The 26,367-nt window shown below is 66.0% G+C and carries 22 protein-coding genes; 11 read left to right on the top strand and 11 right to left on the bottom strand.

Annotation, left to right across the window (positions count from 1 at the left end; all coding sequences use genetic code 11):
• Position 1 precedes the first annotated feature (1 nt).
• Positions 2-628 (bottom strand): TetR/AcrR family transcriptional regulator, encoded by a 627-nt coding sequence (locus tag OEW28_RS04275; RefSeq protein WP_263733468.1) that lies wholly within the window; start codon positions 626-628, stop codon positions 2-4.
• 186 nt (positions 629-814) lie between these two features.
• On the opposite strand from OEW28_RS04275, the gene mbfA reads away from it, so the two are divergent.
• The 9 genes from mbfA to OEW28_RS04230 all read left to right on the top strand — a co-directional run bounded on the left by mbfA (position 815) and on the right by OEW28_RS04230 (position 8,888).
• The gene (mbfA, locus tag OEW28_RS04270; RefSeq protein ID WP_263733467.1) at positions 815-1,792 is read left to right on the top strand and encodes an iron exporter MbfA; all 978 of its coding nucleotides are present in this window, start codon (positions 815-817) and stop codon (positions 1,790-1,792) included.
• Positions 1,793-1,828: 36 nt separating this feature from the next.
• Positions 1,829-2,524 (top strand): nitroreductase family protein, encoded by a 696-nt coding sequence (locus tag OEW28_RS04265; protein WP_263733466.1) that lies wholly within the window; start codon positions 1,829-1,831, stop codon positions 2,522-2,524.
• 87 nt (positions 2,525-2,611) lie between these two features.
• On the top strand, positions 2,612-3,541 hold the full coding sequence (locus tag OEW28_RS04260) for an AEC family transporter (protein WP_263733465.1): 930 nt from the start codon (positions 2,612-2,614) through the stop codon (positions 3,539-3,541).
• A gap of 14 nt (positions 3,542-3,555) precedes the next feature.
• Positions 3,556-4,389 (top strand): S-formylglutathione hydrolase, encoded by an 834-nt coding sequence (gene fghA / locus OEW28_RS04255; RefSeq protein WP_263733464.1) that lies wholly within the window; start codon positions 3,556-3,558, stop codon positions 4,387-4,389.
• A 6-nt stretch (positions 4,390-4,395) separates the two neighbouring features.
• The gene (sthA, locus tag OEW28_RS04250; RefSeq protein WP_263733463.1) at positions 4,396-5,820 is read left to right on the top strand and encodes a Si-specific NAD(P)(+) transhydrogenase; all 1,425 of its coding nucleotides are present in this window, start codon (positions 4,396-4,398) and stop codon (positions 5,818-5,820) included.
• Positions 5,817-6,263, top strand: a complete 447-nt coding sequence (locus OEW28_RS04245; protein ID WP_263733462.1) for a YaiI/YqxD family protein — start codon at positions 5,817-5,819, stop codon at positions 6,261-6,263. The genes sthA and OEW28_RS04245 overlap by 4 nt, the downstream gene beginning before the upstream one ends.
• A gap of 64 nt (positions 6,264-6,327) precedes the next feature.
• Positions 6,328-7,296 (top strand): DMT family transporter, encoded by a 969-nt coding sequence (locus OEW28_RS04240; RefSeq protein WP_263733461.1) that lies wholly within the window; start codon positions 6,328-6,330, stop codon positions 7,294-7,296.
• A 57-nt stretch (positions 7,297-7,353) separates the two neighbouring features.
• The gene (locus OEW28_RS04235) at positions 7,354-7,977 is read left to right on the top strand and encodes an HAD family hydrolase (RefSeq protein ID WP_263733460.1); all 624 of its coding nucleotides are present in this window, start codon (positions 7,354-7,356) and stop codon (positions 7,975-7,977) included.
• The gene (locus OEW28_RS04230) at positions 7,974-8,888 is read left to right on the top strand and encodes an ornithine cyclodeaminase family protein (RefSeq protein ID WP_263733459.1); all 915 of its coding nucleotides are present in this window, start codon (positions 7,974-7,976) and stop codon (positions 8,886-8,888) included. Before OEW28_RS04235 ends, OEW28_RS04230 begins: the two co-directional genes overlap by 4 nt.
• A gap of 37 nt (positions 8,889-8,925) precedes the next feature.
• On the opposite strand, the gene OEW28_RS04225 is transcribed toward OEW28_RS04230, so the two are convergent.
• Positions 8,926-10,164: an MFS transporter gene (locus OEW28_RS04225; protein ID WP_263733458.1), complete on the bottom strand. Its 1,239-nt coding sequence runs from the start codon at positions 10,162-10,164 to the stop codon at positions 8,926-8,928.
• 179 nt (positions 10,165-10,343) lie between these two features.
• On the opposite strand from OEW28_RS04225, the gene zapE reads away from it, so the two are divergent.
• Both zapE and OEW28_RS04215 read left to right on the top strand, forming a co-directional pair.
• Positions 10,344-11,429, top strand: a complete 1,086-nt coding sequence (gene zapE / locus OEW28_RS04220) for a cell division protein ZapE (RefSeq protein WP_263733457.1) — start codon at positions 10,344-10,346, stop codon at positions 11,427-11,429.
• Positions 11,430-11,569: 140 nt separating this feature from the next.
• Positions 11,570-12,469 (top strand): bestrophin family protein, encoded by a 900-nt coding sequence (locus OEW28_RS04215; protein ID WP_263733456.1) that lies wholly within the window; start codon positions 11,570-11,572, stop codon positions 12,467-12,469.
• On the opposite strand, the gene OEW28_RS04210 is transcribed toward OEW28_RS04215, so the two are convergent.
• The 9 genes from OEW28_RS04210 to OEW28_RS04170 all read right to left on the bottom strand — a co-directional run bounded on the left by OEW28_RS04210 (position 12,462) and on the right by OEW28_RS04170 (position 26,363).
• Positions 12,462-13,484, bottom strand: a complete 1,023-nt coding sequence (locus OEW28_RS04210; RefSeq protein WP_263733455.1) for an LLM class flavin-dependent oxidoreductase — start codon at positions 13,482-13,484, stop codon at positions 12,462-12,464. The two genes, OEW28_RS04215 and OEW28_RS04210, sit on opposite strands and share 8 nt — an antisense overlap.
• Before the next feature lie 113 nt (positions 13,485-13,597).
• The gene (locus tag OEW28_RS04205) at positions 13,598-14,869 is read right to left on the bottom strand and encodes a bifunctional folylpolyglutamate synthase/dihydrofolate synthase (protein ID WP_263733454.1); all 1,272 of its coding nucleotides are present in this window, start codon (positions 14,867-14,869) and stop codon (positions 13,598-13,600) included.
• Positions 14,870-14,954: 85 nt separating this feature from the next.
• Complete coding sequence (gene accD, locus OEW28_RS04200; RefSeq protein ID WP_263733453.1) at positions 14,955-15,881, bottom strand: acetyl-CoA carboxylase, carboxyltransferase subunit beta; 927 nt, start codon at positions 15,879-15,881, stop codon at positions 14,955-14,957.
• 89 nt (positions 15,882-15,970) lie between these two features.
• Positions 15,971-17,272, bottom strand: a complete 1,302-nt coding sequence (locus OEW28_RS04195; protein WP_263733452.1) for an NAD(P)/FAD-dependent oxidoreductase — start codon at positions 17,270-17,272, stop codon at positions 15,971-15,973.
• Positions 17,273-17,364: 92 nt separating this feature from the next.
• On the bottom strand, positions 17,365-19,038 hold the full coding sequence (locus OEW28_RS04190; RefSeq protein WP_263733451.1) for a hypothetical protein: 1,674 nt from the start codon (positions 19,036-19,038) through the stop codon (positions 17,365-17,367).
• A gap of 73 nt (positions 19,039-19,111) precedes the next feature.
• Positions 19,112-20,089, bottom strand: a complete 978-nt coding sequence (locus OEW28_RS04185; protein ID WP_263733450.1) for a hypothetical protein — start codon at positions 20,087-20,089, stop codon at positions 19,112-19,114.
• 12 nt (positions 20,090-20,101) lie between these two features.
• Positions 20,102-20,776 carry a 4'-phosphopantetheinyl transferase family protein gene (locus tag OEW28_RS04180; RefSeq protein ID WP_263733449.1) on the bottom strand — a complete coding sequence of 225 codons (675 nt, stop codon included), beginning with the start codon at positions 20,774-20,776 and terminating at the stop codon, positions 20,102-20,104.
• Entirely contained in the window at positions 20,776-25,371 is a 4,596-nt protein-coding gene (locus OEW28_RS04175) for a MupA/Atu3671 family FMN-dependent luciferase-like monooxygenase (RefSeq protein WP_263733448.1), read from the bottom strand. The genes OEW28_RS04180 and OEW28_RS04175 overlap by 1 nt, the downstream gene beginning before the upstream one ends.
• Positions 25,368-26,363 (bottom strand): glycosyltransferase family 2 protein, encoded by a 996-nt coding sequence (locus OEW28_RS04170; RefSeq protein WP_263733447.1) that lies wholly within the window; start codon positions 26,361-26,363, stop codon positions 25,368-25,370. The genes OEW28_RS04175 and OEW28_RS04170 overlap by 4 nt, the downstream gene beginning before the upstream one ends.
• Between the last annotated feature and the right edge of the window lie 4 nt (positions 26,364-26,367).

Raw genomic sequence — 26,367 nt, 5'->3', positions numbered from 1 at the left:
CCTATACGCGCCGGGTCCCATATCGCGCCAGGAACATCTCGACCGCGCCACGGGCGATCCGGTCCTGCGCGGACTGATCGAAGTCGCGTTTCACGCCAAGGCAGACGCAGGGAAAGATATCCGCCTTGCACAGTTCCGCGAACTGGTCGGCGGCAAGATCGATGTCGTCGATGCGCAGCTCTCCGCGTTCGACCGCGCCCGTCAGATATGACCCAAGCCGTTCACGCAAAAGCGCCGGACCGTTTTCATAGAATTCACGTCCCAGTTCAGGAAACCGCTCTGATTCCGCCACGCTGATGCGAAACACGTTGCGGCCGAAATCCGAAAGCGAAAAGGCGATGATGCGCCGCGCGGCCTCTGGCAAAACGATCTCTGGCGGGTCGGACAGGTCGACCACGGCCTCGGCCTCGTCAGCCTGGCGGCGGCATTCGCGCGTCGCGACCTCGACGAACAGGATACGCTTGTCGGGGAAGTAGTTGTAGAGCGTGGCCTTCGAAACCCCCGATTCCCGCGCGATGTCATCGACGCTTGCGCCTTCGTATCCATCACGCAGGAATACGACACGCGCGCCTTCCAGAACCTGATCGAACTTGCGCCCCTTGCGGATTGCGATCGCTGTGACTGCCAACTCATCTTCCCTTGCGCCGATCTCTTCGGCTGGCCGATGATAACCGCTCGCCTTCCCCAGGGGCAAGCCGCGCGGGTCGTTTTGTCGCGGCGTGCCGGCGACGCGACGCGGCACGGACCGCCTGGCGGCCCTTGCCCACCCCACCGGGCGCGCCTAGTCTTGCCCCGTTCCCAGTCGGAGACGGACATGATCCCCGGTCTAGCCAATCGCCGCCGCTTTTCGGACCTGAGCGAACAGGAAATCCTGGCCCTGGCCATCTCGTCCGAGGAAGACGACGCGCGGATCTATCGCAGTTACGCCGAACGCCTGAGGCAGGATTATCCCGCCTCGGCCGCGATCTTCGACGCGATGGCCAAGGAAGAGGACACCCACCGTCACTGGCTGATCGAACGGCACCGCGCGCGGTTTGGCGAAATCATTCCCCTGATCCGGCGTGAACATGTCGCGGGCTTCTATGCGCGCAAGCCGGTCTGGCTTGTGGAAAACCTGACGCTGGACCGCATCCGCGCCGAGGCCGAGGCGATGGAGCGCGACGCCGCCGCGTTCTACACCCGCGCGGCGCAGCGGACCGAAGACGCCGACACGCGCAAGCTTCTGGGCGATCTGGCGGCGGCCGAGGCCAAGCACGAGGCGAAGGCCGGAGCACTGGCCGACAAGCATCTGGATGATGAGGCACGGGGCGAGGAAGACCGCGCCGCCCACCGGCAATTCATCCTGACCTGGGTCCAGCCGGGGCTGGCGGGGCTGATGGACGGTTCCGTGTCGACACTTGCGCCGATCTTCGCGACGGCCTTTGCGACGCATGATCCCTGGACGACGTTCCTGGTCGGGCTTGCGGCCTCGGTCGGCGCCGGGATCTCGATGGGCTTCACCGAAGCCGCGCATGACGATGGCGTTATTTCCGGGCGCGGCTCTCCGGTCAAGCGCGGTATCGCTTCTGGCGTCATGACCACGCTCGGGGGGCTTGGCCATGCCATGCCCTACCTGATCCCTGATTTCTGGACCGCAACCACCCTTGCCATCGCCATCGTGTTCGTCGAGCTGTGGGCGATCGTCTGGATCCAGAACCGCTTCATGGAAACCCCCTTCCTGCGCGCGACCTTCCAGGTCGTGCTGGGCGGCGCGCTGGTCTTTGCCGCTGGCGTTCTGATCGGGGGCGGCTAGACGGGCCCAACCTTCCGGTTTGCCAAGGGGAGACAGATGTATTTCCGCGACAAGGTCAGCTATCAGCCCCTGCCCCTTCCCGACCGCGTCAGCCTGTCCGATGATGCGGCGCTGGATCAGGCCGAGCGGTTTCGCGACTACATGAAGAAGCGCCACAGCGTGCGCGATTTCCGCCCCGACCCGGTTCCTTCCGATATCATCGCGGCCTGCGTCGAGGCCGCGGGAACCGCACCGTCCGGCGCGAACCACCAGCCATGGCATTTCGTGGCGATCTCCGATCCAGGCATGAAGTCGCAGATACGTGCCGCCGCCGAAGAGGAGGAGCGCGCGTTCTACGAGGGCGGCGCGGGCGACGAATGGCTGAGCGCGCTTGAGCCGATCGGGACGGGCGCGTCGAAACCGCATCTGGACATCGCGCCCTGGCTGATCGTCATTTTCGCGCAGCGTTACGGCATGACGAAGGACGGGCACCGGTACAAGAACTACTACGTCCCTGAAAGCGTGGGCATCGCTACGGGCCTTCTGATCGCGGCGCTGCACCATGCCGGGCTTTCGACGCTGACGCATACGCCCAATCCCATGAAGTTCCTCAACGCGCTTTGTGCGCGGCCAGACAGCGAAAAGCCGGTGATGATCCTGGCCGTGGGACACCCCTATGACGATGCGACGGTGCCGGCGGCAGCCAAGATCAAGAAGCCGCTTTCCGAAATTCTGACGCTTCACCGGGGATGAATGCTGGCCCCGCGTCGCGCCGGCGTGCTAGTCAGCCCTGACAGCGCGGACAGGACTTGGGGCCCGTCGGCCTTGCAATGGATTTAGATGCTCGAGATCTTTCTCAAAACCTTGCCGTTCTTCGCGCTGATCGGTCTTGGCTGGGGTGCGGGACGCGTGCGCTTCTTTCCCGATGCGGCCACCGAATACCTCACGCGCTTCGTGTTCTACTTCGCGCTGTCGGCGATGCTGTTCCGCTTCGCGGCCAACCTGTCGCTGGCCGAGATCTTCGACGCAAGGTTCGCGGCCGCCTACCTGGCGGGCTGCTTCGTCGTGTACCTGACAGCCACGATCGTCGCACGGCTGCGCAAGGTCCCCGCGACCGAGGCCGCGGTCGAGGCCCAGTGCGCGGTCATCGGGAACACCGGATTTCTGGGCGTGCCGCTGCTGACGGTCCTGCTTGGACCCGCGGCCGCCGGTCCGATCCTGATGGTGCTGGCCATCGACCTGATCGTCTTCTCAAGCCTCATCACGCTGATCATCACCGGCGCCCGCGAGGGGCATCTGTCGCCGCGCATCTTGAAGGTTCTGTTCGTGGGGCTGATCAAGAACCCGATGATCGTGTCGATGGCCGCGGGGCTGACCCTTTCGGCCGCGGGGCTTGCCCTGCCCGCCCCGGTCGAAGAGTTCACGGCCATTCTTGGCGCGGCAGCGACCCCCTGCGCGCTTTTCGCCATAGGCGCATCGCTGGCGTCGAAAACGGCCGAACGGCTGTCGGTTGCGCTGTGGCTGTCGTTCTCCAAGCTGGTATTGCATCCGACAGCCGTTGCCGTTGCCGCGCTGTTGGTTTTTGACGTAGAGCCTTTCGCGGCGGGCGTGATGATCGCGGCAGCCGCGTTGCCCGTGGCCGGAAACGTCTACATCCTGGCCCGCAACTACGGGGTCGCGCCGCAGCGCGTGTCGGCCTCGATCCTGATTTCCACGATGTTCAGCATCGTGACCGTATCCTTGGTGGTCGGCTGGATCACCGGAGCTTGATGAAAGGAAGACCCATGCAGACCGTATCGGAAAACAAGTGCTTTGGCGGCATCCAGGGCGTCTACAGGCACGCGTCCGAGGCTTGCGGCTGCGACATGACCTTTGGCCTGTTCCTGCCGGGCGAAGCGGCCCATGGTCCCGTCCCGGTTCTGTGGTACCTCTCGGGTCTGACCTGCACCCACGAAAACGCGATGGTCAAGGCCGGGGCCCAGGAATGGGCGGCCGAGGCGGGCATCGCGCTAGTCTTTCCCGACACCAGCCCGCGCGGCGAAGGCGTGGCCAACGACGAAGCCTATGACCTCGGCCAGGGTGCGGGCTTCTACGTCAACGCGACCGAGGAACCCTGGGCGCCGCATTTCCGCATGTGGGACTACGTGACGGAAGAGTTGCCGGCGATCATCACCGCGAACTTCGCCGTCGCCGAGGACCGGCAGGGCATCACCGGCCACTCCATGGGCGGCCACGGTGCCTTGACCATGGCGATGCGACTGCCCGGCCGGTTCCGGTCGGCTTCCGCCTTCGCGCCGATCGCCAATCCCACCCAGTCGGACTGGGGGCGCAAGCAGCTTGGCGCCTACCTTGGCGCGGATGAAAGCCGCTGGGCCCAGCATGATTCGACGCTTTTGATGCAGCGCCTGGGCTTCGACGGTCCGATCCTGATCGACCAGGGATCCAAGGACCAGTTCCTGGACCTTCTCAAGCCCGAAGCGCTGGCCCATGCGATGATGGAGCGGCGGCAGAACGGCCAGTTCCGCATGCAGGCTGGTTACGATCACAGCTACTTCTTCGTCTCGACCTTCATGCGCGACCATATCGGCTTTCACGCCGAAGCGCTGTTCCAGGACTGATCCACCATGAGCGCGTATGACCTCATCATCATCGGCTCGGGGCCTGCGGGCAAGGCCGCGGCGATCCAGGCCGGCAAGCTCAAGCGCAAGGTCCTGGTCGTCGACCGCAAGGACCGGCTTGGCGGCGTTTCCGTTCACACCGGAACGATCCCGTCAAAGACGCTGCGCGAGACAGTGCTGAACCTTTCGGGTTGGCGGGAAAGGTCGTTCTACGGCCGTTCCTACAGGGCCAAGGAAGACATCAGTTCCAAGGACCTCAAGACGCGCCTGCACAAGACGCTCGACTACGAGGTCGACATTCTTGAGCACCAGTTCAACCGCAACCACGTGGAAACCCTGCTTGGCAGCGCGCGCTTCACCGGGGAAAACGAAGTCGAGGTTGCGACCCATTCGGGCGAAACCGTGCGCCTAACCGCCAGGAAATTCCTGATCGCGACCGGGACCCGCACCTACCGGCCCAAGGACGTGCCCTTCAACGGCAAGACCGTCGTGGACAGCGACGAATTCCTGGAACTGGGCCAGCTGCCCCGCAGCCTTTGCGTGGTGGGCGCGGGCGTCATCGGCGTGGAATACGCAACGATGTTCACCGCCCTGGACGTCCATGTGACCCTGATCGAACCGCGCGAAAGCTTCCTTGATTTCATCGACCGCCACACGATCGAGGAATTCACCCACCAGATCCGCGAAAACGGCCTTGACCTTCGGCTCGGCTCCACGATCGAAAAGATCGAGGACGAAGGCAATCACGTAGAGGTCAGCCTGAAAAACGGCCGCCACGTGCGCAGCGAGATGCTGCTTTACGCGGCGGGCAGGATGGGCGCGACAGACGCGCTGAACCTTGCCGCCGTCGGGCTTGAGACTGACCATCGCGGCCGGCTTGAGGTCGACCGCAAGACCTACCAGACCAAGGTGGCGCACATCTACGCGGCAGGCGACGTGATCGGCCACCCCTCGCTGGCCTCGACTTCGCTTCAGCAGGGGCGGGTTGCGGCCTGCCATGCGCTTGAAACCCCGACGCTTCCGGAAAGCCCCTGGTTCCCCTACGGCATCTATTCGGTTCCCGAAATCTCGACCTGCGGCATGTCCGAGGAAGAGGTGCAGGCCCGCGGCATCCGGTACGAGGTCGGCATCGCGCGGTTCCGCGAAACCTCGCGCGGGCACATCATGGGGATCGAGCATGGCATGCTGAAGATGCTGGTCAGCCTCAAGACCCGCCGCCTTCTGGGCGTGCAGATCGTGGGTGAGGGCGCGACCGAATTGATCCACATCGCGCAGGCGGTGCTGAACCTGAAGGGTACGGTCGACTACTTCGTCGAAAACACCTTCAACTACCCGACGCTTGCCGAGGCCTATCGCATCGCCGGGCTTGACGCATTCAACCGCATGCCGATCCCGGAGGCCTACAAGGTGTCGCGCAAGGGCAAGACATGACCCTCTACGTCGACGCCGACGCCTGCCCGGTCAAGGAGGAATGCATCCGGGCCGCCGAACGGCTGGGCGTGCCGGTGAAGATGGTCTGCAACGGCGGCATCCGCCCCTACCCCAACCCCCTGGTCGAGACTGTCTTTGTTACCGAAGGGCCGGACGAGGCGGACAAATGGATCGCCGAGCGGGCCGGTGGGGGCGATGTGGTCATCACCGGGGACATTCCCCTGGCGGCGAAATGCGTGGCCGCCGGGGCCAGGGTCCTGAAGCACACCGGCGAGGCGCTGCACGAGGGCAACATCGGCGTGGTCCTGGCCACACGCGACCTCATGGCCGACCTGCGCTCGGCCGATCCGTTCCGCCAGGGCGGCGGGCGGGCGTTTTCGAAACAGGACCGGGCGCGGTTCGCCTCTGCCCTGGACAGGCTCCTGCGCGCGGCGGCGCGTTAGGACCGGGCGTATTTCGGGAACGCGCCGCTTGCGTCGGCGCGATGTTCCCTGTCTCATGCCACCCATGCGGACGCCTCTTTCAGACAATCCGTCACTGCTTGGGGCGCTTAGCGCCCTTGGCGCGGTCTTCTGCTTTTCCATCAACGACATGGCGATCAAGTTCCTGTCTGACAGCTACGCGCTGCACGAGGTGGTCCTGGTCCGGTCGCTGATCGGCATCACGGTGCTGGTCGCGGTGCTGCTGCCCTTTTCCGGCGGCTTCACGGCATTGAAGACACGGCGCCTGGGAATGCACCTGGCGCGCGGCGCCTGCGTTGTCTTCGCGAACATGACCTTCTTTCTCGGGCTCGCCTCGCTTCCCCTGGCCGACGGCGTGGCGATCTTTTTTGTCTCGCCACTGATCATCACGGTCTTCTCCGTCATCTTCCTGCGCGAAAGGGTGGGACCCAGACGTTGGGCCGCGCTGGCCATGGGCTTCGTGGGTGTGCTGATCGTGCTCCGTCCGGGAACTTCCGTGTTCCAGCCCGCGGCACTCCTGCCGGTGGTCGCGGCCTTCGGCTATGCCACCTTGCACATGCTGACCCGCTACATCGGCCGGACCGAAAGCGCGCTTTCGATGTCTTTCTACATCCAGCTGACTTTCATCCTGGTTTCCTCGCTGACGGGGCTTGCGATAGGGGACGGCCGTTTCGCCGGGACCGGGGATCCCTCGCTTGATTTCTTCCTGCGCGCGTGGTCCGTGCCGTCCGGATCGGACTGGCTGGTTCTTGCCACCGTGGGCGCCACCTCGGCTTTCGGGGGGTTCTTCATCAGCCAGGCCTACCGCGTGGCCGAGGCCGCGGTCGTCGCGCCGTTCGAATACGCCGCCATGCCGCTGGCCGTCGTCTGGGGAGTCGTCGTCTTTGGCGACTGGCCGGATGCCATAGCGCTTATGGGCATCCTGCTGATCATCGTTTCAGGCCTGACGCTGGTCTGGCGTGAGGCTCGGGCCCGCCGGCAAAAGATTCCCGAAACTCCGCGCTACCGCCGCTAAGCGGGGTTTCATCCCGCCGTCCCCTGTGATCAGATCGCGCTCGAGCAGGGAGGCGCCATGACGATCGAGGCGGTGATTTTCGACATCGGCAACGTGCTGATCGAATGGCAGCCGGAACGCTTCTACGACACGATCATGCCACGCGAGGATCGGAAGGCGATGTTCGCCGAGATCGACCTGCACGGCATGAACGACCAGATCGACAGGGGCGCGGATTTCCGGGACACGGTCTATGCCTGGGCCGAGCGGCACCCCCGCTGGCGCGGTCCGATCCGCCACTGGCACGACAGCTGGATCGAAATGGCGTCCCCGGAGATTCCCCATTCGGTCACGATGCTGCGACGGCTTCGCGCGCGGGGCGTGCCCGTCTTTGCGCTGACCAACTTCGGGATCGGCAGCTTTGCCCAAGCCAAGACGCGGTACGATTTCCTGTCCGAATTCGACCGAGCCTATGTCTCGGGCCACATGGGCGTGATCAAACCCGAACCGCGGATCTATGAGATGGTCGAGGAGGACAGCGGCATCGCGCCGGAGCGGCTGCTGTTCACCGACGACCGGCACGACAACATCGCCGCCGCCGCGCTCCGCGGTTGGAAGGTGCACCGTTTCGACGGGCCCGAAGGCTGGGCTGCACGGCTGCTGGCGGAGGGATTGCTGAAACCGGAGGACATTGCGCAATGACGATCGACATCATCGGCCCGGAAGCCGAGGCCAAGCTTGACTGGGTCGCGTTGACCAAGGCGCTGGAGGCCGGACACAGCCTGCCCCGCGCCGAGGTGGGTGACACCTTCCTGCGCCGCGGGCCCGACACGCTTTTGACCCGCTCCGCCTGGATCGACGGCATGGGGCTGGCGGTGAAGGCGGCGACGATCTTTCCGGGCAACGGGCAATACGGGGTGCCGAACCTTCACGGTGCGGTGGCATTGTTCGAGGACGTCAAGGGCATCCCCGAGGCCTATATCGACTTCGCTCTGGTGACGAAGTGGAAGACGGCGGCGGACAGCCTGCTTGCTGCGCGCCACCTGGCGCGCAAGGATGCCGAAAGTTTCCTGCTGGTCGGTGCCGGCACCGTCGCCCGGTCCATGGTCGACGCCTATTCGGCGGTGTTCCCCAACGCCCGGTTCCATGTCTGGACCCGCTGGGCGGAAACGGCACGCGCCCTCGCCGAGGAAACCGGCGCCACGGCCGAGACCGACCTTGAAACCGCCGTGCGCAAGGCGGACGTGATCGCCACCGCGACAATGGCCACCGCGCCGCTGATACGGGGCGAATGGCTGAAGCCCGGCACGCATCTCGACCTGATCGGCGCCTACCGCAAGGACATGCGCGAATGCGACGACGAGGTGATGCGCCGCGCCCGCGTCTTCGTCGATTCGCGCGCGACGACCATCCACCACATCGGCGAGATCATGGACCCGATCGCGTCCGGTGCGCTGACCGAAGCGGATATCCTTGGCGATTTCTACGACTTGGCCTCGGGCGCCTTCGAGCGCAGGTCCGATGACGAGATCACGCTTTGCAAGAATGGCGGCGGCGCCCATCTGGACCTGATGACGGCGCGCTACATTCTGGATGCCTGCAAGGGCGCCTGACGGCCTGGCCGTGGCCGGGGCAGGTTGCCCCGGCGCCTCAGGCGGGTTGGGCCGACGGTAACCTTTCCCGGATCGGCAGGTGGACCAGCGCCGAAAACGCCCCGACGCCCACCCCGATCCACCACACCGCGGTGTAAGAGCCATAGACGTCGTACATGCGCCCGCCGAGCCAGACGCCAAGGAACCCGCCCAACTGGTGGCTCAGGAACACGATCCCGTAAAGCGTGCCCATGTAGCGCAGCCCGTAAAGATGCGCGACCAGGCCCGAGGTCAGCGGCACAGTCGCAAGCCAGAGCGCCCCCATGAGGACCGAGAATATCAGCACGGTCGCCGGCGTGATCGGAAGCGAGATGAAGCCCGCGGCGACAACGGTGCGCGCAAGGTAGATCCCGGCCAGAAGGTTCTTCTTGCTGTAACGCTTGCCCAGCCACCCAGCCGTGATCGTGCCCACGATGTTCGCCATCCCGATCACCGATATGGCGATCGCCCCCAACGCCGAGGTCGTGGTGATGCCCAGTCCGGCAAGCACGCCGTTCGGGGCGATCGCGCCGCACATCTCGGTCACCATCGCGGGGAAATGCGCGGTGACGAAGGCTAACTGATAGCCACAGGAAAAGAAGCCGAGGAAGATCATCGAATAGGACGGATCTCGGAAGGCCCTCGAAAGGACCTCGCCCATGCTTTCCTCAAGCTCCGCCCGGCTTGCCGGTTGCGGGGCGCGCATCATCGGCAATGCGAACAGGCTGGCCAGAACCGCACCTGCAAAGATCAGGAAAACCGTCTGCCAGGGAAAGTGCCCCAGAAGCAGCTCTGCCACCGGCGCGCCGAAAACCTGGCCCGCGGATCCAGCCGCCGTGGCGATGCCAAGCGCGATCGAGCGGTTTTCGGGATGGGCCGCGCGGCCCACCACGGCCAGGATCACGCCAAACCCGGTGCCCGCGATGCCGAAGCCGACCAGGATCTCAAGCATCTGGTGCTGGCCCGGCGTCACCGCGTAGGAAGACAGGACCAGCCCGGCCGCGTAGCACAGCGCGCCCAACACGATCGCGCGGCGGTCGCCGAAGCGTTCGGCGACCGCGCCGAACAGCGGCTGGCCGATGCCCCAGGCAAGGTTCTGGACCGCGATCGCAAGCGAGAAATCGGCGCGCATCCATCCGAATTCGGACGCGATGGGGATCTGGAACACGCCGAAGCTGGCGCGGATCGAGAAGCCGATCATGATGATGATGCACCCGGCGATCAGGACCGGGGTGACAAGGGGTGCGCGGGCGTGCATGCGATCTCCAGCGTTCAAGCGGCGCGACACTGTCCCGCGTTGGCGGAATGGTCAAATTTTCAATTGTGATGCAAACAATTCAGACTTGGAATGCGTTGCCTCGGGCACGCACGCGCGCTTGCCGACAAGATGCGGCCGTCGCCCCTTTTCACTTGGCCCAGCGCGGGTTATCGGAAGGCATGCGCGAAACGCTGACCCAGATCTACGACCGGATGACGCATGAGGGCGCGCTGCGTCAGGATGCGGCTCAGCGTGCGCTCATGCCGGAACTTGAACGCATCCGCGCCGCGCTGGAAGCGACCCCGACACGAAAGAAGGGACTTCTTGGCGGCCTGTTCGGCAAGGCGCCCGAGGCGGTGCGCGGGCTTTACCTGTGGGGCGGGGTCGGGCGCGGCAAGTCGATGCTGATGGATCTTTTCCATTCGCATGTCGCGATCGAAGCCAAGCGCAGGGTCCATTTCCACGCCTTCATGCAAGAGGTTCAGACCGCGCTCCACGCCGCGCGCAAGACCGGTGTGGACGACGCCATCCGCCCGGTGGCCGATGAGATTGCAGGCAAGCTCAAGCTGCTGTCGTTCGACGAGATGCAGATCACGGACATCGCGGACGCGATGATCGTGGGGCGGCTCTTCCAGATGCTGTTCGACCGCGGCGTGACGGTCGTGACGACATCGAACCGTACGCCGGACGATCTTTACAAGGACGGCCTGAACCGCCCGCTTTTCCTGCCCTTCATCCAGCTTCTGAAAGAGCGGATGGAGGTGCGCGAGATCGAAAGCGAAACCGATTACCGCCAGCACCGGCTTGAAGGTGCGAAGGTTTATTTCGCACCCGCCGACCGGGATGCGAAGGCGGCGCTTGAACAGATATGGTCAGAACTGACCGGCGGCGGCGCCGACGCCGAGCTTCGGCTGATCGTCAAGGGGCGGGAGGTCGTGATCCAGGATTATCACGCGGGCGTCGCGCGGGCGTCCTTCTGGGATCTCTGCGGTCGACCGCTGGGCCCCGCCGACTACCTGGCGATCGCGGACGCGGTCAGGGTCCTGATCCTTGAGGACATCCCGCGGCTCTCCTCGGAAAACTACAATCAGGCCAAGCGTTTCGTGACCCTGATCGACGCGCTCTACGAATCAAGGACACGCCTTGTGTGTTCGGCCGCGGACGTGCCCGAAAGGCTTTACATGGAGGGCGAAGGCTCGTTCGAGTTCGAGCGCACGGCCAGCCGCCTGCGCGAAATGCAGGCCGCCGACTGGGGCACAGCGTAGGGCCGCGATCCTGTGGCACCAGTCCGCCCACTCCGACCGGGGGCGCCGCGCGCAAAAGGCGCGCCAACCGTCGCCTTTCATCGCGTGCCGCCGCCCAGAAGGGCGCAGAACAAGGGCGACCGCAACCAGGGACCGCCCAGATGATCGTCCGCGACGCACCAAGCCTTCCGCAGCTTCTTTTCGCGATCAAGGGGTCGATCATCATCCAGATCGCACCCAGGATGCTGTTCTTCGCGCTCTACACGGCGGCTGTCCTCGGCATCGACCGGTCGCTCTATCCGCTGCCGCATGTCTCGATCGCGGCGATGGGCATCTTCGGTGTCGCGCTGTCGCTGTTCCTGGGGTTTCGCAACAACGCGGCCTATGACCGCTGGTGGGAGGCGCGCAAGCTTTGGGGCGGCATGATCGCCGACGTCCGCAGCCTCGGGCGGGAACTGCTGTTGTTCCTTGGTGAAGGCCCGGCCCGCGCGAAGATTCTGAAGACAACCGTCGCCTTCGCGCATCTGCACCGCGGCTGGCTACGCCAGAGCGACACGGTGGCCGAGGCACGGCGCACCGATCCCGCTGCCGGCGACTATGCCGCGCGGCGCAATCCGCCCGACGCTGCCTTGCGCGAGCTGATGCTTGTGCTGGAAGCCGAAGCGGCGGCCGGGCGGCTTTCGGATATGGGCCGCAGGACGTTGGCCGAACGGCTGGCCTCGCTGACGCTGGCGCAGGCGGGATGCGAACGGATCGCCGGATCGCCCCTGCCCTTCGTCTACTCGCTTCTGGTGCTGAGGACGAGCTATCTGTACTGCACGCTGCTGCCCTTTGCGCTGATCGAAACGGCGGGCTGGTTCGCGCCGGTCGTTTCGGCCATCGTCGCCTATGTCTTCTTCGGCCTTTCCGCCGTGACGGATGAACTGGAGCACCCGTTCCGCGACGTCGTGAACGGCCTGCCGCTGGACGCCATGTGCCGGGTGATCGAAATTTCCGTGGCCGAGGCGCTTGGCGAAGCCGCAGCGGAACCGATGCGGCCGGTCGACGGCGTCCTCAGCTAATCATGTCCCGCACCAGGGGCGCGACCTGCGCGCCGTAAAGCTCGACCGACTTCATCAGCAGGTCATGCGGGATCGGGCCCGAGGAATATTTCATCTCGAACCTTTCAAGCCCAAGGGCACGGACCGTCGCAGCAATCTTTCGCGCCACGGTTTCGGGCGCGCCGACATAAAGCGATCCGTGGGCGATTTCGCGTTCGAACTGGTCGCGCGTCGTGGGGGGCCAGCCGCGTTCGCGCCCGATGCGGTCGTGCAGCGCCTTGTAGCCCGGCCAGATGCCTTCACGCGCGGCCTGATCGGTCTGGGCCACGAAGCCGGGCGAATGGACGCCGACCGGCAGCGGCGGGCGCCCCGCCTCGGCCAGCGCGCTGCGGTAAAGTTCGAAATAAGGACGGAAGCGCTGCGGCGATCCGCCGATGATCGCGAGCATCATCGGCATGTCGTAGTGGACGGCGCGCATCACCGACTCCGGGGTGCCACCCACCCCGATCCAGGCACGCAGGGGCTGCGCCGGTTGGGGATGGACGGGGTGCGACCTGAGCGGCGCGCGCGTGGTGCCCGACCAGGTCACCTTGGAGCTGCGCAGCAGCCGCGCGAAAAGGTCCAGCTTTTCGTTGAACAGCGTTTCGTAATCCGCAAGGTCCAGTCCGAAAAGCGGGAAGCTTTCGGTGAAGGAGCCGCGGCCCAGAATCACCTCGGCCCGGCCCTGCGACACTGCCTGAAGCGTCGAGAACCGCTGGAACACGCGGATCGGATCGTCCGAGGACAGAACCGTCACCGCGCTGCCAAGCTTGATCCGGCTCGTGCGCGCTGCGATCGCGCCCAGCACGACCTCGGGCGCCGAGATGGCGAAATCGTCGCGATGGTGTTCGCCCAGACCGAAGAAGTCGACCCCGACCTGATCAGCCAGAACCGCCTCTTCGATCACGTCGCGGATGACCTGATCCTGCGGTTTCAGCGCCCCGTCAGGGCCCAGCGTCACATCGCCGAAAGTGTCGAGGGCCAGTTCAAGGGTCATGTCGGTCACTCCGTTGGTCTGGACCAAGGGATAACCGGTGGCGCGGGCTGACGAAAGTGCGCGGACGCACAGGCAGGTCCGCGCAGGGGGCCGCCTTGCGCCCGCGGTTCAGCCTAGCCGTTCTCTCTCAGCACGCCGCCGGCAAGATAGAGCGAGCCGCAGATCAGGATGCGGGCGCCGGGATCCGCGGCGGCGATGGTCCGCACCGCCGCAAGGACGCTCTCGGCGGTGCCTGCCAAGATGCCCGCTCTGGCGGCGGCGGCCTGGGTATCCTCGGCCGAAAGCGTGTTCGCCTCGCCTGGGATCGACACCGCCGTCAGTGATTTCGCCTGTGCCGCGACGGGGCGAAGATAGCCCGCGATATCCTTGGTGTTCAGCATGCCAAGGATCAGGTGCGTGGGTTTTGCCGGCAACCGGGACAGCGTCGCCGCCACCGCCTGACCGCCGGCCGGGTTGTGGCCGCCGTCTAGCCAAAGCTCGCTGGAACCCGCGGCCTCGACCAGGGGACCGTAGGCCAGACGCTGCATCCGCGCGGGCCAGTAAGCCTGGGTCACCGCTGCCTCGCAGGCTGCCTCATCGGCTCCCAGATGCCGAAGCGCGGCCAGCGCGGCGCCGGCATTGTCGATCTGGTGCGGTCCCGGAAGGTTCGGCAAGGGCAGGTCCAGCAGGCCGTTCTCGTCCTGGAAGATCAGCCGCCCGCGCTCTTCCCAGACGTTCCAGTGCTGGCCGTGGACAATGAGCGGACAGCCAAGACGGGCGGCCTTCGCCTCGATCACCTCAAGCCCCGCGTCCTCCTGCGGTCCGACCACGCAGGGAATGCCGCGCTTCAGGATACCCGCCTTTTCGCCTGCGATCTCGGGCAGGGTGTCGCCAAGATACTGCTGGTGATCGATCGACACCGGCGTGATGATCGTGAGCCGGGGTTCGTCCACCACGTTCGTGGCATCCAGCCGGCCGCCAAGACCGACCTCAAGCAGCGTCCAGTCGGCGGGCGTGCGCGCAAAGGCCAGGATCGCGGCGCAAGTCGTGATCTCGAAATAGGTGATCGGAATCCCGCCGTTCGCGGTTTCACATTCTTCCAGGATTTCGGTCAGGTGGTCTTCGGAGATCAGCTCGCCCGCCAGGCGGATGCGTTCGTGGAACCGGGCGAGATGCGGAGAGGTATAGGCGTGCACCCGTCCCCCCATCGCCTCAAGCCCGGCGCGGATCATCGCCTGGGTCGAACCCTTGCCATTGGTGCCCGCGATGTGGATCACCGGGGGCAGCTTGCGTTCGGGATGGCCGAGCGCATCGAGAAGCCGCCAGACCCGATCGAGCGTCAGGTCGATGATCTTGGGATGAAGCTCCATCATCCGCGAAAGGATGAGGTCGGAACCCTGCGACATGTCAGCCTCGTAGCGCTTGGCCGGGGTAAGGCCGGGGGGCCGTCTGCCCCCCGGCCCCCCCGAGGATATTTGGGAAAAGAAGAACTTACTTGGTGTCCGCCTTGGGACCTTCGGCCTTGGGCGCCTCGGACTTGGGCGCCGGCAGGTCGCCCTTCACCGCCGGGGACTGGCGGGTCAGCAACCTTAGGATCGTCACCAGCTCTTCGCGCAGTTTCTTGCGGTGCGTGACGCGGTCGAGCATCCCGTGGTCAAGCAGGTACTCCGCGCGCTGGAACCCTTCGGGAAGCTTTTCCCGGATCGTCTGTTCGATCACGCGCGGGCCGGCGAAGCAGATAAGCGCGTTGGGTTCGGCGATGTGAACGTCGCCCAGCATGGCGTAGGACGCGGTGACACCGCCCGTCGTCGGGTGGGTCAGCACGACGATATAGGGAAGCCCGGCTTCCTTGAGCATTTCGACCGCGACCGTCGTGCGCGGCATCTGCATGAGCGACAGAATGCCCTCTTGCATCCGTGCGCCGCCCGCGGCGGAGAACAGCACGAGCGGGCGCTTGAGTTTGACCGCGCGTTCGGCCGCGGCAATGATCGCATTGCCGACATACATGCCCATCGAGCCACCCATGAAGGAAAAGTCCTGGCCCACGGCGATGATCGGGGTGCGGGAAATCTCTCCCTCGGCGACCAGCATCGCCTCCTTTTCGCCAGTGCTCTTCTGTGCGGCCTTCATGCGGTCGGGGTATTTCTTCTGATCGCGGAAATGCAGCGGGTCTGCGACAGGATCGGGCACCTTGACCTCGGAAAAGATGCCGCCGTCGAACAGGGCCGCGAAACGGGCGCGCGGCGTGATCGCCATGTGATGATCGCAATTGGTGCAGACGTTCAGGTTGTCGCTGAGCTCGCGGTGGAAAAGCATGGTTCCGCATTCGGAACACTTGGTCCAAAGGTTCTCCGGCACCTCGCGACGCGAGAAGAGCGAGTTGATCTTCGGGCGGACGTAGTTGGTGATCCAGTTCATCTCTTGTGATCCCGCTCTTCCTTTTCAGGCGTTCCAGATAGTCCGGTCAGGGGCGAAATGCAATCGGACAGGTCATGAGGCGATGACGCCTACAGGCCGAACCTGTCGCGCAAACGGTAGGCGGCGACCATCGGCGCAAGAAACCAGGGGCGCCCGGAATAGAGAGGCCGCGTCGGGAAACCGGGGCCTTCGTGGCCGCAGTCCGCCTCGGCCAGCCCGGCTGCGCGGCGCCCCAGCTTCATGCCCAGGTAGCTGGCCATGCCGACGCCCGAGCCGCAGTAGCCCATCGCGTGCATGATGCCGTCGGTTTCGCCCACATGCGCGAGCGTGTCGAATGTGTATCCGACAAAGCCCATCCAGGAATGGCTGACGCGGGTTTGCGAAAGTTCTGGGAAAAGCCGGGTCAGTTCGGCGTGAAGGGGATACGCGCTTTTGCGCGGGTCGGTCTCGGAAACCGAAACGCGCCCTCCGAACAGGATGCGGCTCCGATCCGGCGAGGGGCGGTAGTAGTAGACAAGCTTGCGGGTGTCGGTCACCACCCGGTCTGTCGGAAACAGGCGGTCCATCAGGTCAGGCGCGATGGGTTCGGTCGCGATCATGTAGGACCCGATCGGAATGATCCGTCGCTGGTGCCAGGGCGACAGCGCACCGGTATATCCGTTCGTGGCGATGATCGCGCGTCCGGTGCGTATGCTGCCGCGTGGCGTGCGGATCGAGATCACCCCGGTCTCTCTCTCAATCGAGGTCGCGGGGCAATGGGGGACGATTGCGGCTCCGGACGACTGGGCGACACGCAGCAGGCCGGCGTGATAGCGCGCCGGGTCGATGCTGGCATGATGGGGGAAGACGCATCCCCCGGAATAGGCGGCAGTGCCAAGCTCAGCGGCCATGTCGTCCGGCTGCACCATGAAGGCGTCGGTTTGAAAGACGGGGTTCCCGGCCGCGCAATCGCGCGCGAGGGCAGCGTAGGATCGGGGCAGGTGCGCCCCGTGGAAACGGCCGACGACCCGGAAATCGCAGTCGATGCGCTCGGCCCTGACAAAGTCGCCGACGAAGGCCAGCGAAGCCTGGCCATCGTGCAGGATCGCCCTGGCGGTATCCGCGCCGTGGTGCCGGGCCAGCGCCGCGAAGCCCGGCTTGACGCTGGTCGATATCTGCCCGCCGTTGCGCGTGGAACATCCCCAGCCCGCCGCTTCGGCATCCAGGACGACGGTCGACAGCCCCGCCCTCGCCGTCTGCACGGCGGCATGAAGGCCGGTGTAGCCGGACCCTATGATCACGACATCCGCAGCGGATGGCGGGGCAGCCTGCGGAAGGTCGGGGCGCGGCGTGCGGTCCCACCAATAGGGCGCGGCCTTGAAATCGGACGAGAAAAGACCGTTAGCCTTCATCCAGCGGCCCTGCCCCGTTGCCCCACCCGCGCGAAGTTTCGCGGGCTGCGGGCCGCTTCGTCAAGGCCCATCAGCAGCTTGGATCCGGGCGATCAGTCGCGCGTTCTCGTCAAGCGCGCCGCCGGCTGGGTTCGGCCTTGCCCGACGCCGGCGTGTCGCGCTTGTCGATGCCGCGGCGGCTGCGCCGGCGCAGGCCCGACGCCCGCCGCGCCACGGCAAGCGAACCCGGCGAGCGCTCCGGCGATCAGCCAGGTCACCGGCACGATCGTGGCGTTCGGGATCGCGTCAAGGATGTTGGCGGCCTGTATCATGCACAGGCCGCAGGCCGCGAAGGTCAACTGCGTGGCCCTGCGCCGCCACGCCAGCGCCATGACGGGAAGGGCGAAGAGCCCGTACTTGCTGAGATAGCCGACCCATCCATAGACGCCGATCGTGATGATCCAGTCGCCATCGGTGACGCTCCTGTCCTCTCCGGTGTCGGGGTCGAAGATCCGGTTGCGCCCCCAGCTTCCCCAACCGAACATCGGCTTGAGGTTGGCGCGGTCCAGCAACGCATCTTCGTTGTCCAGCCGGAACTTGAAGGATTCCGCGCGATCGACATCGACTGCCTTGGCGAAGTCGTACACACCTTGCACGGGGGCAAGGCCGCTGCCACGCAGAACCGGATAGATCGTCACGAACGCGATGGCGACCGCCGCGAAGAGGACGACCGACCGCTTGCCTGCAATCATCAGGATCAGTCCGAACACGGTCGCGATGGCAAGCGCGCCAAGCGACTTGGAAAGGACCAGCGCAAGGAAAAGCCAGGCGGAGCCAAGCAGCCAATGCACGCCGGAGTTTCGCACGTCTTGGCGTGCGCGCCATAGGGCGATCGCGGCCAAAAAGGTCTGGGCCAGGAAGATCGACAGCGCCAGGCCGTGCCCAAGAAAGACGATCGGACGGTAACCGCTTTGGCGAATGTGCTGAAGGAACGAGTGCTGGAAGAAGCCATAGATCCAGGTGTTCAGCTGCGGGCTCATCCTGACCTCGAACAGGGCGGGAAGAGAATAGAACAGCCCGGCAATCGCCAGGACGAGAACAAGGTGGCCAAGTTCCCGCGTCCCGCCCAGATAGCGCCATCCGATGACGAAGGGCAGCATGTGGACCCCGACCGTCATCGCCATCGAGGCGGCATCGTACAACCGGAGCCCCGGCAGCATCGTGGGACCGAAGAACAGGGGTTCGGGGTTCGAAAGCACGGTCGCGACGGGCGAGATCATCGTCAGAGCCAGAAGCGCCAGAAGGACGGCGCGCAGGGCCGCGCTGGACTGCGCCGTCCCGGATGGGCTCGACAGGGGGGCTGTCCCAAAGGGCGGGGCCGAAAGGGTCGCGGGAAGGGCTGCGTCGTTGTCCGGCCCTGCGGTTGACCCTTGAACCCTGGCGCGGACGGGTTGGCGGGAAAACATCGGCGACGCCCGCGGCGGCATGTCCCCCGTTTCGGCGATCTGGGCCGCCTCCGGTTCGATGCGCCTTTCCGGCATGCGGCGGGCGTTGTTCGCGCGGCCATCCACCATCAGCAGGCACATGATGCCCGTGAACAGCGACGGCAGCAGGGACTTGTCCAGCGTCGGCAGCATCGGCAGGTTGATCCCCGTCTGAACCGGCAGGATCAGGTATCCCCCGATGATCGAGATCGCGATGGCGAAGGATCTGGGCAGGGCGGCGAACAGGAAGATGATTACCACCGGCCAGCAATAAAGCACGAGGAAGGCGAAGGTGTTGGGCATCAGAACTCTGCCTTTCGATCCGCTTCGTCGTTCCGCCTATCGAGGGGCTGACGTCTGTGGCTGCTATCGCCGGTCAAACCCGTCCAACTCCTGTTTCCGGCAAGCCGCCGACGACCTCTTCGATCATCGACCATAGTGCCGCGCGATCCAGTTCGTCGGGCAGATCGGCAGGCGTGCCATCGGCCCTGCGCATTTCCGCGTCAAGTCCCGGGGGCCTTGTCCGGTAAAGAACCGCATGATGCGCAAGCGCCACCACGAATGCCCCCAGGTCCCCGATGTGGATCCTGTCCAGTTCCCCCGTCGCGGTCCTGGCAAAGAAATCCTCGCGGCTCGCGATGCCAGCGACCTGTCCGGCTTCGGCGGCGCGGGTCACGCGACCCAGGACCTGGCCAGCCGGGATCACGTAGATCGGAGCGCCGCCCAGATAGGCTGCCGCGCCGCGCAGGATGTCATCGATCCAGTAGCGCGGAAGGTCGCCGTCCATACGCTCCAGCCAACCATCCTCGACGCTCAGCCAATTCCAGGTCTCGTAGAGGTAGACCCGCGTGTCGGGATTTCCCCGGCGGGCAAGCTCTGCCCACAGCGCGACATAAGCGGCACTGCCCTCTTCCCGGATCGAGGTCCGGATATCCACTCGTTCGGTCATGATGAACGCGTCGTAGTCGCTGCTTTCAAGCGCCTCCTTGGCGGGGCGGAAGCGGCCATGGGCATTGTCTTCGGCATATCCCTCGATGGGAATGTCATCTTCCCAGTGCGCGCGCAGCGTGGTGCCGCGCCCTATCTGGCTTTCGTAGCGATGGCCCGGCCCGGCGAGCTGGGCAAGCATGGCGGGCATGTCGTGGCCCACCAGGCTATGCCCCAGGTGAAACACGCGTAGCGGCCCGCTGGGCGGCGCAAGCGGGCGGTCGTAAAGGCCTTGGAACTCGGACCGGGGCATTGGCCGGCGCGCCGGGGGCAGCGTCGGATCGCGGCGCAGCCGATGCCAGGCCAAACCGCCGGCGACAAGCGCACCGGCGGCGGCAAGACCGAAAAGGATCAGGTTTCTACGCATGTGCCTGCCCTCTCAGTGCCCAAGCGGCACTGAAAAGGCCGCGATGATCATGCCGTGGCGCCAGCCGGCCTGGCCCGCCATCGTCTCGCCCGCGGCGAATGGGCCGGCGGGCTGCATGAAGCAGGCTGTCAAGCGGCCGGCACCCCCAACCGTGATGCGCAGAGCCTCATGGCCGAAAAGCTTGCCGGACAGCGGGTACTGGCACTTGTAGGCGGCTTCCTTGGCCGCGAAGATCAGCCGTGCCGCGCGCCCGGGATCCGGTGTCGTGGCGCACCAAGCGCGCTCTTCCGCTCTGCAGATGAGCCCAAGAAGCCCTTCGGGAAGCGGTTCATCAGGCTCGGCGTCGATGCCGATCGCCGCCACCTGGTCGGTGCGTGCCACGGCGGCCAGCGCCAGGCCACCGGCATGCGTGATCGATCCGGTCAGCCGCGCAGGCCATTCGGGCGACCGGTCGTGTCGCATCGGTATGGCGCCGGGCGTCTGGCCAAGCTCGGCCATCGCCCTGCGCGCGGCCAACCTGCCCGCCGCGAATTCGGCGCGCCTGCGTGGAACCGCGCGTCGCATCGCGTCGGCCTCGACCGGCCAGAGCCCGGCATCATCGGGACCGATGCGGCTGGCGCAGACGGCGACCGGGCCCGGAAGCAACCCGCGTGTCAACTCGACCATCTCTGCCTGCGCGGCCGGCATCATGCCCCCCGGTTCGCGCGAAGCGCGCGGCGCTTTGACATCGCGTCGGACCTCTGCGCCGCGCGATCGTTCGCGCCCCCGGCAATGTGGATGCGCGGCTCGAAGGCTTGCGGCGTTTCCAGGTGCCGCGCCAGGGCCGAAAGCGTGGGGAACCGAAAGATGTCGGTGATCGACAGTGTCGACGCCCCCATCGCATCCCTGATTTCGCGATGCGCCTGCACCGCCAGAAGCGAATGCCCACCGAGGGCAAAGAAATTGTCCTCCGCGCCCACAGCCGGAAGATTGAGAATGCGGCGCCATATGCCCGCGATCGTCTCCTCCGCACCGGAAGACGGTGCCACGCGGATGGCTTCGGCAACCTTCGGCGCGGTGACGGCGGCGGGCGCGGGCAGTGCCTTGCGGTCGACCTTGCCATTCGGCGTCAGCGGCATTTCGTCCAGCGGCACGACATGGGCGGGGACCATGTGCGCCGGCAGGCGCACCTTCAGATGCGCCCCAAGCGCCTCGGGCGAAAGGCCCGGCTCCGTGGTCACATAGGCCACCAGCCGCACGTCACCCGGCACGTCTTCGCGCGCCAGGACGACAGCCTGCCGCACGCCCTGCATCTCGACCGCGGCGGCCTCGATCTCGCCCAACTCGATCCGGTAGCCGCGGATCTTGACCTGGTGGTCGATGCGGCCGAGGAAATCGAAGCGCCCATCGGATCGCTGCCGCACCAGGTCACCGGTGCGATACATCCGCCCGCCCGTGAAGGGATCGGGGCGGAAGCGGTCGTCAGTCAGCCCGGTTTGCCTCCAATAGCCGCGCGCCACGCCATCGCCGCCGATCCACAGCTCGCCTGCGACGCCCATCGGTGCAGGATCGCCAGAGGCGTCGAGGACGTAGAACTGCGTGTTGGCGATCGGGTGCCCGACCGGAGAGACCGCCATGCCCGGCTCGGCCAGGTCGACCGCCGACCAGATCGTGGTTTCCGTCGGGCCGTACATGTTCAGGATGCGCGCCTCCGTCGCGGTGGCAAGGTCGGCGACCAGCGCGCCGGGCAGGGCCTCGCCCCCGATCATCAGCTCCTTGAGCGACGCAAGCGCCGACCGCGACTCCGGGTTCATGGCCAGCATTCGTGCCATGGATGGGGTGCATTGCAGATGGGTGACCCCGTGGCGCGCGATCTGGGCGGCGATCGAGAAGTCCTTTTCCGTTTCGGTCGCGGCCGCGTTGGTCCGACGAAGAACCTCTGCCAGCGGCACCAGCCCCTCAAGCACCGTCTGAACGGGAATGCCGTAGTCGATCAGACAGGCGACCTCGCCCACGCCGATGCGCTTCAGTTCCTCGACTCTTGCCACGCAGTCCTCGACCGTGCCGAACAGGCCGGAATCCTCGAAATAGCGTTGGAAGGCGAAGTCCAGCACACCCTCCATTTCCTCCTCGGTCAACGAGCGCAGGTCGATCTCCATCGGGTTGGTCATGCCCTGCGGCTTCTTGAAGGCCGGAAAGGCCCAGGCGTATTGCTTGATCAGCCCCGCCGCCGAGCGCAGGTAATCCTTCATCGGTCCCCGCGCCGTTTCGCGCGCGTGATCGCGATTCGCCGCAACGTAGGTGTGCAGCATGAGGGTGACGGTGTGATCGGCCGGATCGTGTCCGGCTTCGCGCAGGGCTTGGTGGTACAGCTTGATCTTGCCCCCCACCTCGTCGACCGACTGGCCAAGCAGATGGGTGAGGATGTTCGCGCCCGCCGCCCCGGCCTCGCGCCAAGTTTCGGGATTGCCCGCGGTCGTGACCCAAATCGGCACTTCTTTCGACACGGGCCGGGGCTGGGTCACGACGGCAAAGGGCTTGCCCGAGGCCGTCGGGAACTCGACCGCCTCGCCGCGCCACAGACGGCGGACCTTGTCGATCGCGTCGAACATCGCGGGCTTGTTCTCGGGGGGCGTGTTTTCGGGCCTGAGCACGAAATCGTCGGGCTGCCAGCCCGAGGCGATGGCCAGCCCGGCGCGCCCGTTGGTCAGGTTGTCGATGACCGCCCATTCCTCGGCGATCCTGGCCGGGTGATGCAGCGGCGCGACGCAGGACCCTGCCCGCACCGCAAGGTTGCGCGTGACCGCCGCCACTGCCGCGCCCGTGACCGAGGGGTTGGGATAGGGGCCCCCGAAGGCGTGGAAGTGCCGCTCGGGCGTCCAGACCGCGCAGAAGCCGTGCCGGTCCGCGAATTTCGCGCCCTCAAGCAGAAGGTCGTACTTTGCAGGCCCCGCCCCGTCGTCATTGCCCCAGTAGTAAAGGCTGAAGTCCATGCCCTTGGCGGACACCGGCGTTCTTCCCCCCGACACCAGCGCCCGGTCCGCGTCCCCCATGATCACCACGCGGAACCCGCGCGCAAGCGTCCAGAACAGCTCAAGCACCGAGATGTCGAAGGAGAGCGAGGTCACGGCAAGCCATGTGCCCGGGGGATCGCAGCGGATATGCGCATCCATGCCGGTGAAGAAGTTCTGGACGTTGCGATGTTCGATCATCACGCCCTTGGGCCGTCCGGTAGAGCCCGAGGTGTAGATCATGTAAGCCAGGTCATCGCCCGTGACCCCGCTGCCGGGATTGTCGCCCGATGCCTTTGCGATGCGCGGGTCGTCGTCCAGCCGCAGGATGGCGGCGGCGCTATGCGGAAGCGTTTGCGAAAGCGCGCGTTCGGTCACGATGACAGGACAGGCGGAATCCTCGACATAAAGCGCGAGACGGTCGGCGGGATAGGATGGGTCCAGCGGCACATAGGCCCCTCCGGCCTTCTGGATCGCCAGCGCGCCGACCATCAGCAAAGGCGAACGTCCCGTGCAAAGGCCGACCAGCGTTCCCGGCCCGACGCCCATGTCCATCAGCACATGCGCGACCTGGTTGGCGCGCGCGTTCAGGTCGCCATAGCTCAGCTTCTTGTCTTCGTGGATAAGGGCGACGGCATCCGGCGTGCGCGCGGCCTGCGCCTCGAATGCCTCGTGCACGCAAAGGGCGGCGTCGTAGCCGGCTGCGGTGCGGTTCCAGTCCTTGGTAAGCAGGGTGCGTTCGCTTTCGGGCATCGCGGACAGGGTCGTCAGGACCGGGTCGCCATGTGCCGCACCCAGGGCGTCTGCCAGATGCGCGATGCGCGCCGCCAGGATTTCCGCGCAGCCGGCGTCAAGCCGCGTCGCATCGAAATGCAGGGCCGCACCGTCGCCCGAAATCGCCAGCGTCAGGACGCTACCTGTCAACGGCGCGTCCGCCCCAAGGCTCAGCGCGATGTCTGGCTGCGTCACCCGGCCCATGTCCGGGTCGCGCAGCGGCAGATCGGTCGCGAATGCGGGCCACCTCATCGCGCGGGCAAGATCACGCTTGAACGCGTCCAGGAAAGAGCCAGCCGTCGCTTTTTGCCCCGCGCGAAGGGGGACCCAGTGCGAAAGGTATCCGTCGGCGGCAGGCGCTCCGGCAAGGCGCAGCGCCACGTCGACAGGCTCATCTCCGCCGTAGGCTCGGGCGAAAAGCGCCAGCGCCGCCGCGCCCCGCGCCGGGTCGCCATCCGCGATGTCGCACCCGATCCGCTGCCAGTCGGGGGCATGTTCCGGCTCGGCCGCCAAGGGCAGCGCGGCAGGACGAAGCGCGCGCAACCGTTCGCGCCAATGGCCGTCGCCGGAGGCAATCGCGGCCATGGCCGCGCTCAGATGGTCTGCCTCGTCCGGTTGCAGCGCGGGAAGCGTCTGCCCCACAGCGGCAAGAGAAATCGGGCAGACCGCGTTCCCGTCCATGTCCCTCAGCGCCCCGATGGTGACCGCCCCGCGACCACAGGCAACTGTAAGCCCCGCCCGATCCGCCGCCAGGACGGTGCCGGCCGGGCTGGCGTCGCCCGGCGCCGTTTCGGCAGAGCCGACGGCCAGGACCCGCCCCGCTGCTACGATCTTGGGGAGCGCCAGCGGATTCCAGTAGCCGCCATGGTCAAGCGCATGGACAAGACGCACGACATCTTCGCCGGAATGTGAGAAATCCAGGCGCGCCGCGGCGCGCGGCCGGTCGGCGCGGGCATGCCAGCTGCGCAGCGCAAGGTCCTGGTCGCGCGGGTGAAGATCGTCCGCGCCGATCGCGGCGACCAGCGTGCCAAAGCTATCTATCGCCGCCTCGAAGCACTTCGCGTTCAGCGTCAGCGCGGTTTCCGCGTCCGCAATGTCGAATTCGCGCGTCTCCAGGATCGCGCCTTCGTCGATGCCGCCTTCGATCAGATGCCAGGCGACCCCGTGGCGCTTTTCGCCTTCCAGGATTGCCCAGACCGGGGCGTTCAGACCTGCGTGCCGTGGCAGGGGTCCATCGTGAAAGTTGATTGCCCCGCGTTTCGCGGTCTGGATCAGAGGCTCGGGCAGGACGTGCAGGTTCGCGACCGAAAACAACCAGTCGCAGGACAGGTCGGCGCTTCGCTCCGCCAGCCCTGCATCCTGCGCCTCGACCCGAAGCCCGCGATCATTCGCCCAGCGGGCGATCTCGGGATTTCGCGTGACGATCGCCGCGATCCCGTGTCCCGCGGCCAGCCAGGTTTCGGAGCACTGGATCAACAGGGATTCGTTGCCGACGAACAGGCCGGAAAACCGCGTCATGTCTTGCTCCCAACTGGCGTTTGCGTCCTGGTTCCCCGTTCGGGCGCGACCGCCCTGCAGCCCGCCTTCATCCCATGCGCCAACAGGTCGCGCAGGAAGTACGGCGGATTTTGCTGGGCGCATCTGCCGACCAGACGCCTCAGCCCTAGAAGAAGCCCCCCCGCCACGCGCGCGCCCGTCGCCGCGAAGGCATAGGCCCGGCCGTGGTTCTTGGCGAAATAGCGCCAGCGGCTGTCGAACCAATAGGCCGGAACCCGCGCCAGCGATTTCATCCCCGTCGAGACCGATCCGATGTGGGTCACCTCGCTGCGCCGGACATGGTCCGTCGCGTAGCCCGCCCGCGCAAAGCGAAGGCACAGGTCGGTTTCCTCGAAATACAGGAAATACGCTTCGTCAAACAGGCCGATGCGATCCAGCACCGACTGCCTCAGCATCATTGAGGCGCCCGTGACCCAGTCCACGCGCGTGGCTTCTGTCGGCGTCGGCAACGGCACGATCCGGTTGGCCAGAAGCCGGGATATCGGCCCCGTCTTGGCCGCGTCCTCGAACTCGGATCCGATGCTGAAGAACCGGAAGGCAGAGGCGTGCGGGACCCCGTCGGGCCCATGGACGTAGCTGCCGGCGACGCCTGCTTCGGGGTGGCGCTCCATGTGGGCCACCAGCGCACGGATGGCGCCGGGCGCGGGGAACGCATCCGGGTTCAGGACGTGGACGTAGTCAGGCTTGCTTCCGTCCGGCAGACCCGCGCGGATGCCGACGTTGTTGCCTGCGCCGTAGCCGCCGTTCCGTCCGGACTGGATCACGCGCACCCGGTTCCAGCCGCGCCGCGCGATACCGGCGCGCAAAATGTCCTCGGACCCGTCGCCCGAATCGTTGTCGACGATGGTGATCGCACCGGGTATCCCCTCCATCGCGGCCAGAGCGGCTTCGGCCGCGGCCAGCGTCATCTCGGCGGTGCGCCAGTTCACGATGATCACAAGAACGCTTGCCATAGCC

It is taken from the genome of Albidovulum marisflavi (genome assembly GCF_025751435.1).
Taxonomy (GTDB): domain Bacteria; phylum Pseudomonadota; class Alphaproteobacteria; order Rhodobacterales; family Rhodobacteraceae; genus Albidovulum; species Albidovulum marisflavi.
Note: the sequence above shows the minus strand (reverse complement) of the source record. Positions and strands in the feature narration are given on the sequence as shown.

Coding starts and splice junctions, on each gene's coding strand:
- mbfA (WP_263733467.1), top strand. CDS start 815: ATGATCCCCGGTCTAGCCAATCGCCGCCGCTTTTCGGACCTGAGCGAA.
- OEW28_RS04265 (WP_263733466.1), top strand. CDS start 1,829: ATGTATTTCCGCGACAAGGTCAGCTATCAGCCCCTGCCCCTTCCCGAC.
- OEW28_RS04260 (WP_263733465.1), top strand. CDS start 2,612: ATGCTCGAGATCTTTCTCAAAACCTTGCCGTTCTTCGCGCTGATCGGT.
- fghA (WP_263733464.1), top strand. CDS start 3,556: ATGCAGACCGTATCGGAAAACAAGTGCTTTGGCGGCATCCAGGGCGTC.
- sthA (WP_263733463.1), top strand. CDS start 4,396: ATGAGCGCGTATGACCTCATCATCATCGGCTCGGGGCCTGCGGGCAAG.
- OEW28_RS04245 (WP_263733462.1), top strand. CDS start 5,817: ATGACCCTCTACGTCGACGCCGACGCCTGCCCGGTCAAGGAGGAATGC.
- OEW28_RS04240 (WP_263733461.1), top strand. CDS start 6,328: ATGCGGACGCCTCTTTCAGACAATCCGTCACTGCTTGGGGCGCTTAGC.
- OEW28_RS04235 (WP_263733460.1), top strand. CDS start 7,354: ATGACGATCGAGGCGGTGATTTTCGACATCGGCAACGTGCTGATCGAA.
- OEW28_RS04230 (WP_263733459.1), top strand. CDS start 7,974: ATGACGATCGACATCATCGGCCCGGAAGCCGAGGCCAAGCTTGACTGG.
- OEW28_RS04225 (WP_263733458.1), bottom strand. CDS start 10,164: ATGCACGCCCGCGCACCCCTTGTCACCCCGGTCCTGATCGCCGGGTGC.
- zapE (WP_263733457.1), top strand. CDS start 10,344: ATGCGCGAAACGCTGACCCAGATCTACGACCGGATGACGCATGAGGGC.
- OEW28_RS04215 (WP_263733456.1), top strand. CDS start 11,570: ATGATCGTCCGCGACGCACCAAGCCTTCCGCAGCTTCTTTTCGCGATC.
- OEW28_RS04210 (WP_263733455.1), bottom strand. CDS start 13,484: ATGACCCTTGAACTGGCCCTCGACACTTTCGGCGATGTGACGCTGGGC.
- OEW28_RS04205 (WP_263733454.1), bottom strand. CDS start 14,869: ATGTCGCAGGGTTCCGACCTCATCCTTTCGCGGATGATGGAGCTTCAT.
- accD (WP_263733453.1), bottom strand. CDS start 15,881: ATGAACTGGATCACCAACTACGTCCGCCCGAAGATCAACTCGCTCTTC.
- OEW28_RS04195 (WP_263733452.1), bottom strand. CDS start 17,272: ATGAAGGCTAACGGTCTTTTCTCGTCCGATTTCAAGGCCGCGCCCTAT.
- OEW28_RS04190 (WP_263733451.1), bottom strand. CDS start 19,038: ATGCCCAACACCTTCGCCTTCCTCGTGCTTTATTGCTGGCCGGTGGTA.
- OEW28_RS04185 (WP_263733450.1), bottom strand. CDS start 20,089: ATGCGTAGAAACCTGATCCTTTTCGGTCTTGCCGCCGCCGGTGCGCTT.
- OEW28_RS04180 (WP_263733449.1), bottom strand. CDS start 20,776: ATGCCGGCCGCGCAGGCAGAGATGGTCGAGTTGACACGCGGGTTGCTT.
- OEW28_RS04175 (WP_263733448.1), bottom strand. CDS start 25,371: ATGACGCGGTTTTCCGGCCTGTTCGTCGGCAACGAATCCCTGTTGATC.
- OEW28_RS04170 (WP_263733447.1), bottom strand. CDS start 26,363: ATGGCAAGCGTTCTTGTGATCATCGTGAACTGGCGCACCGCCGAGATG.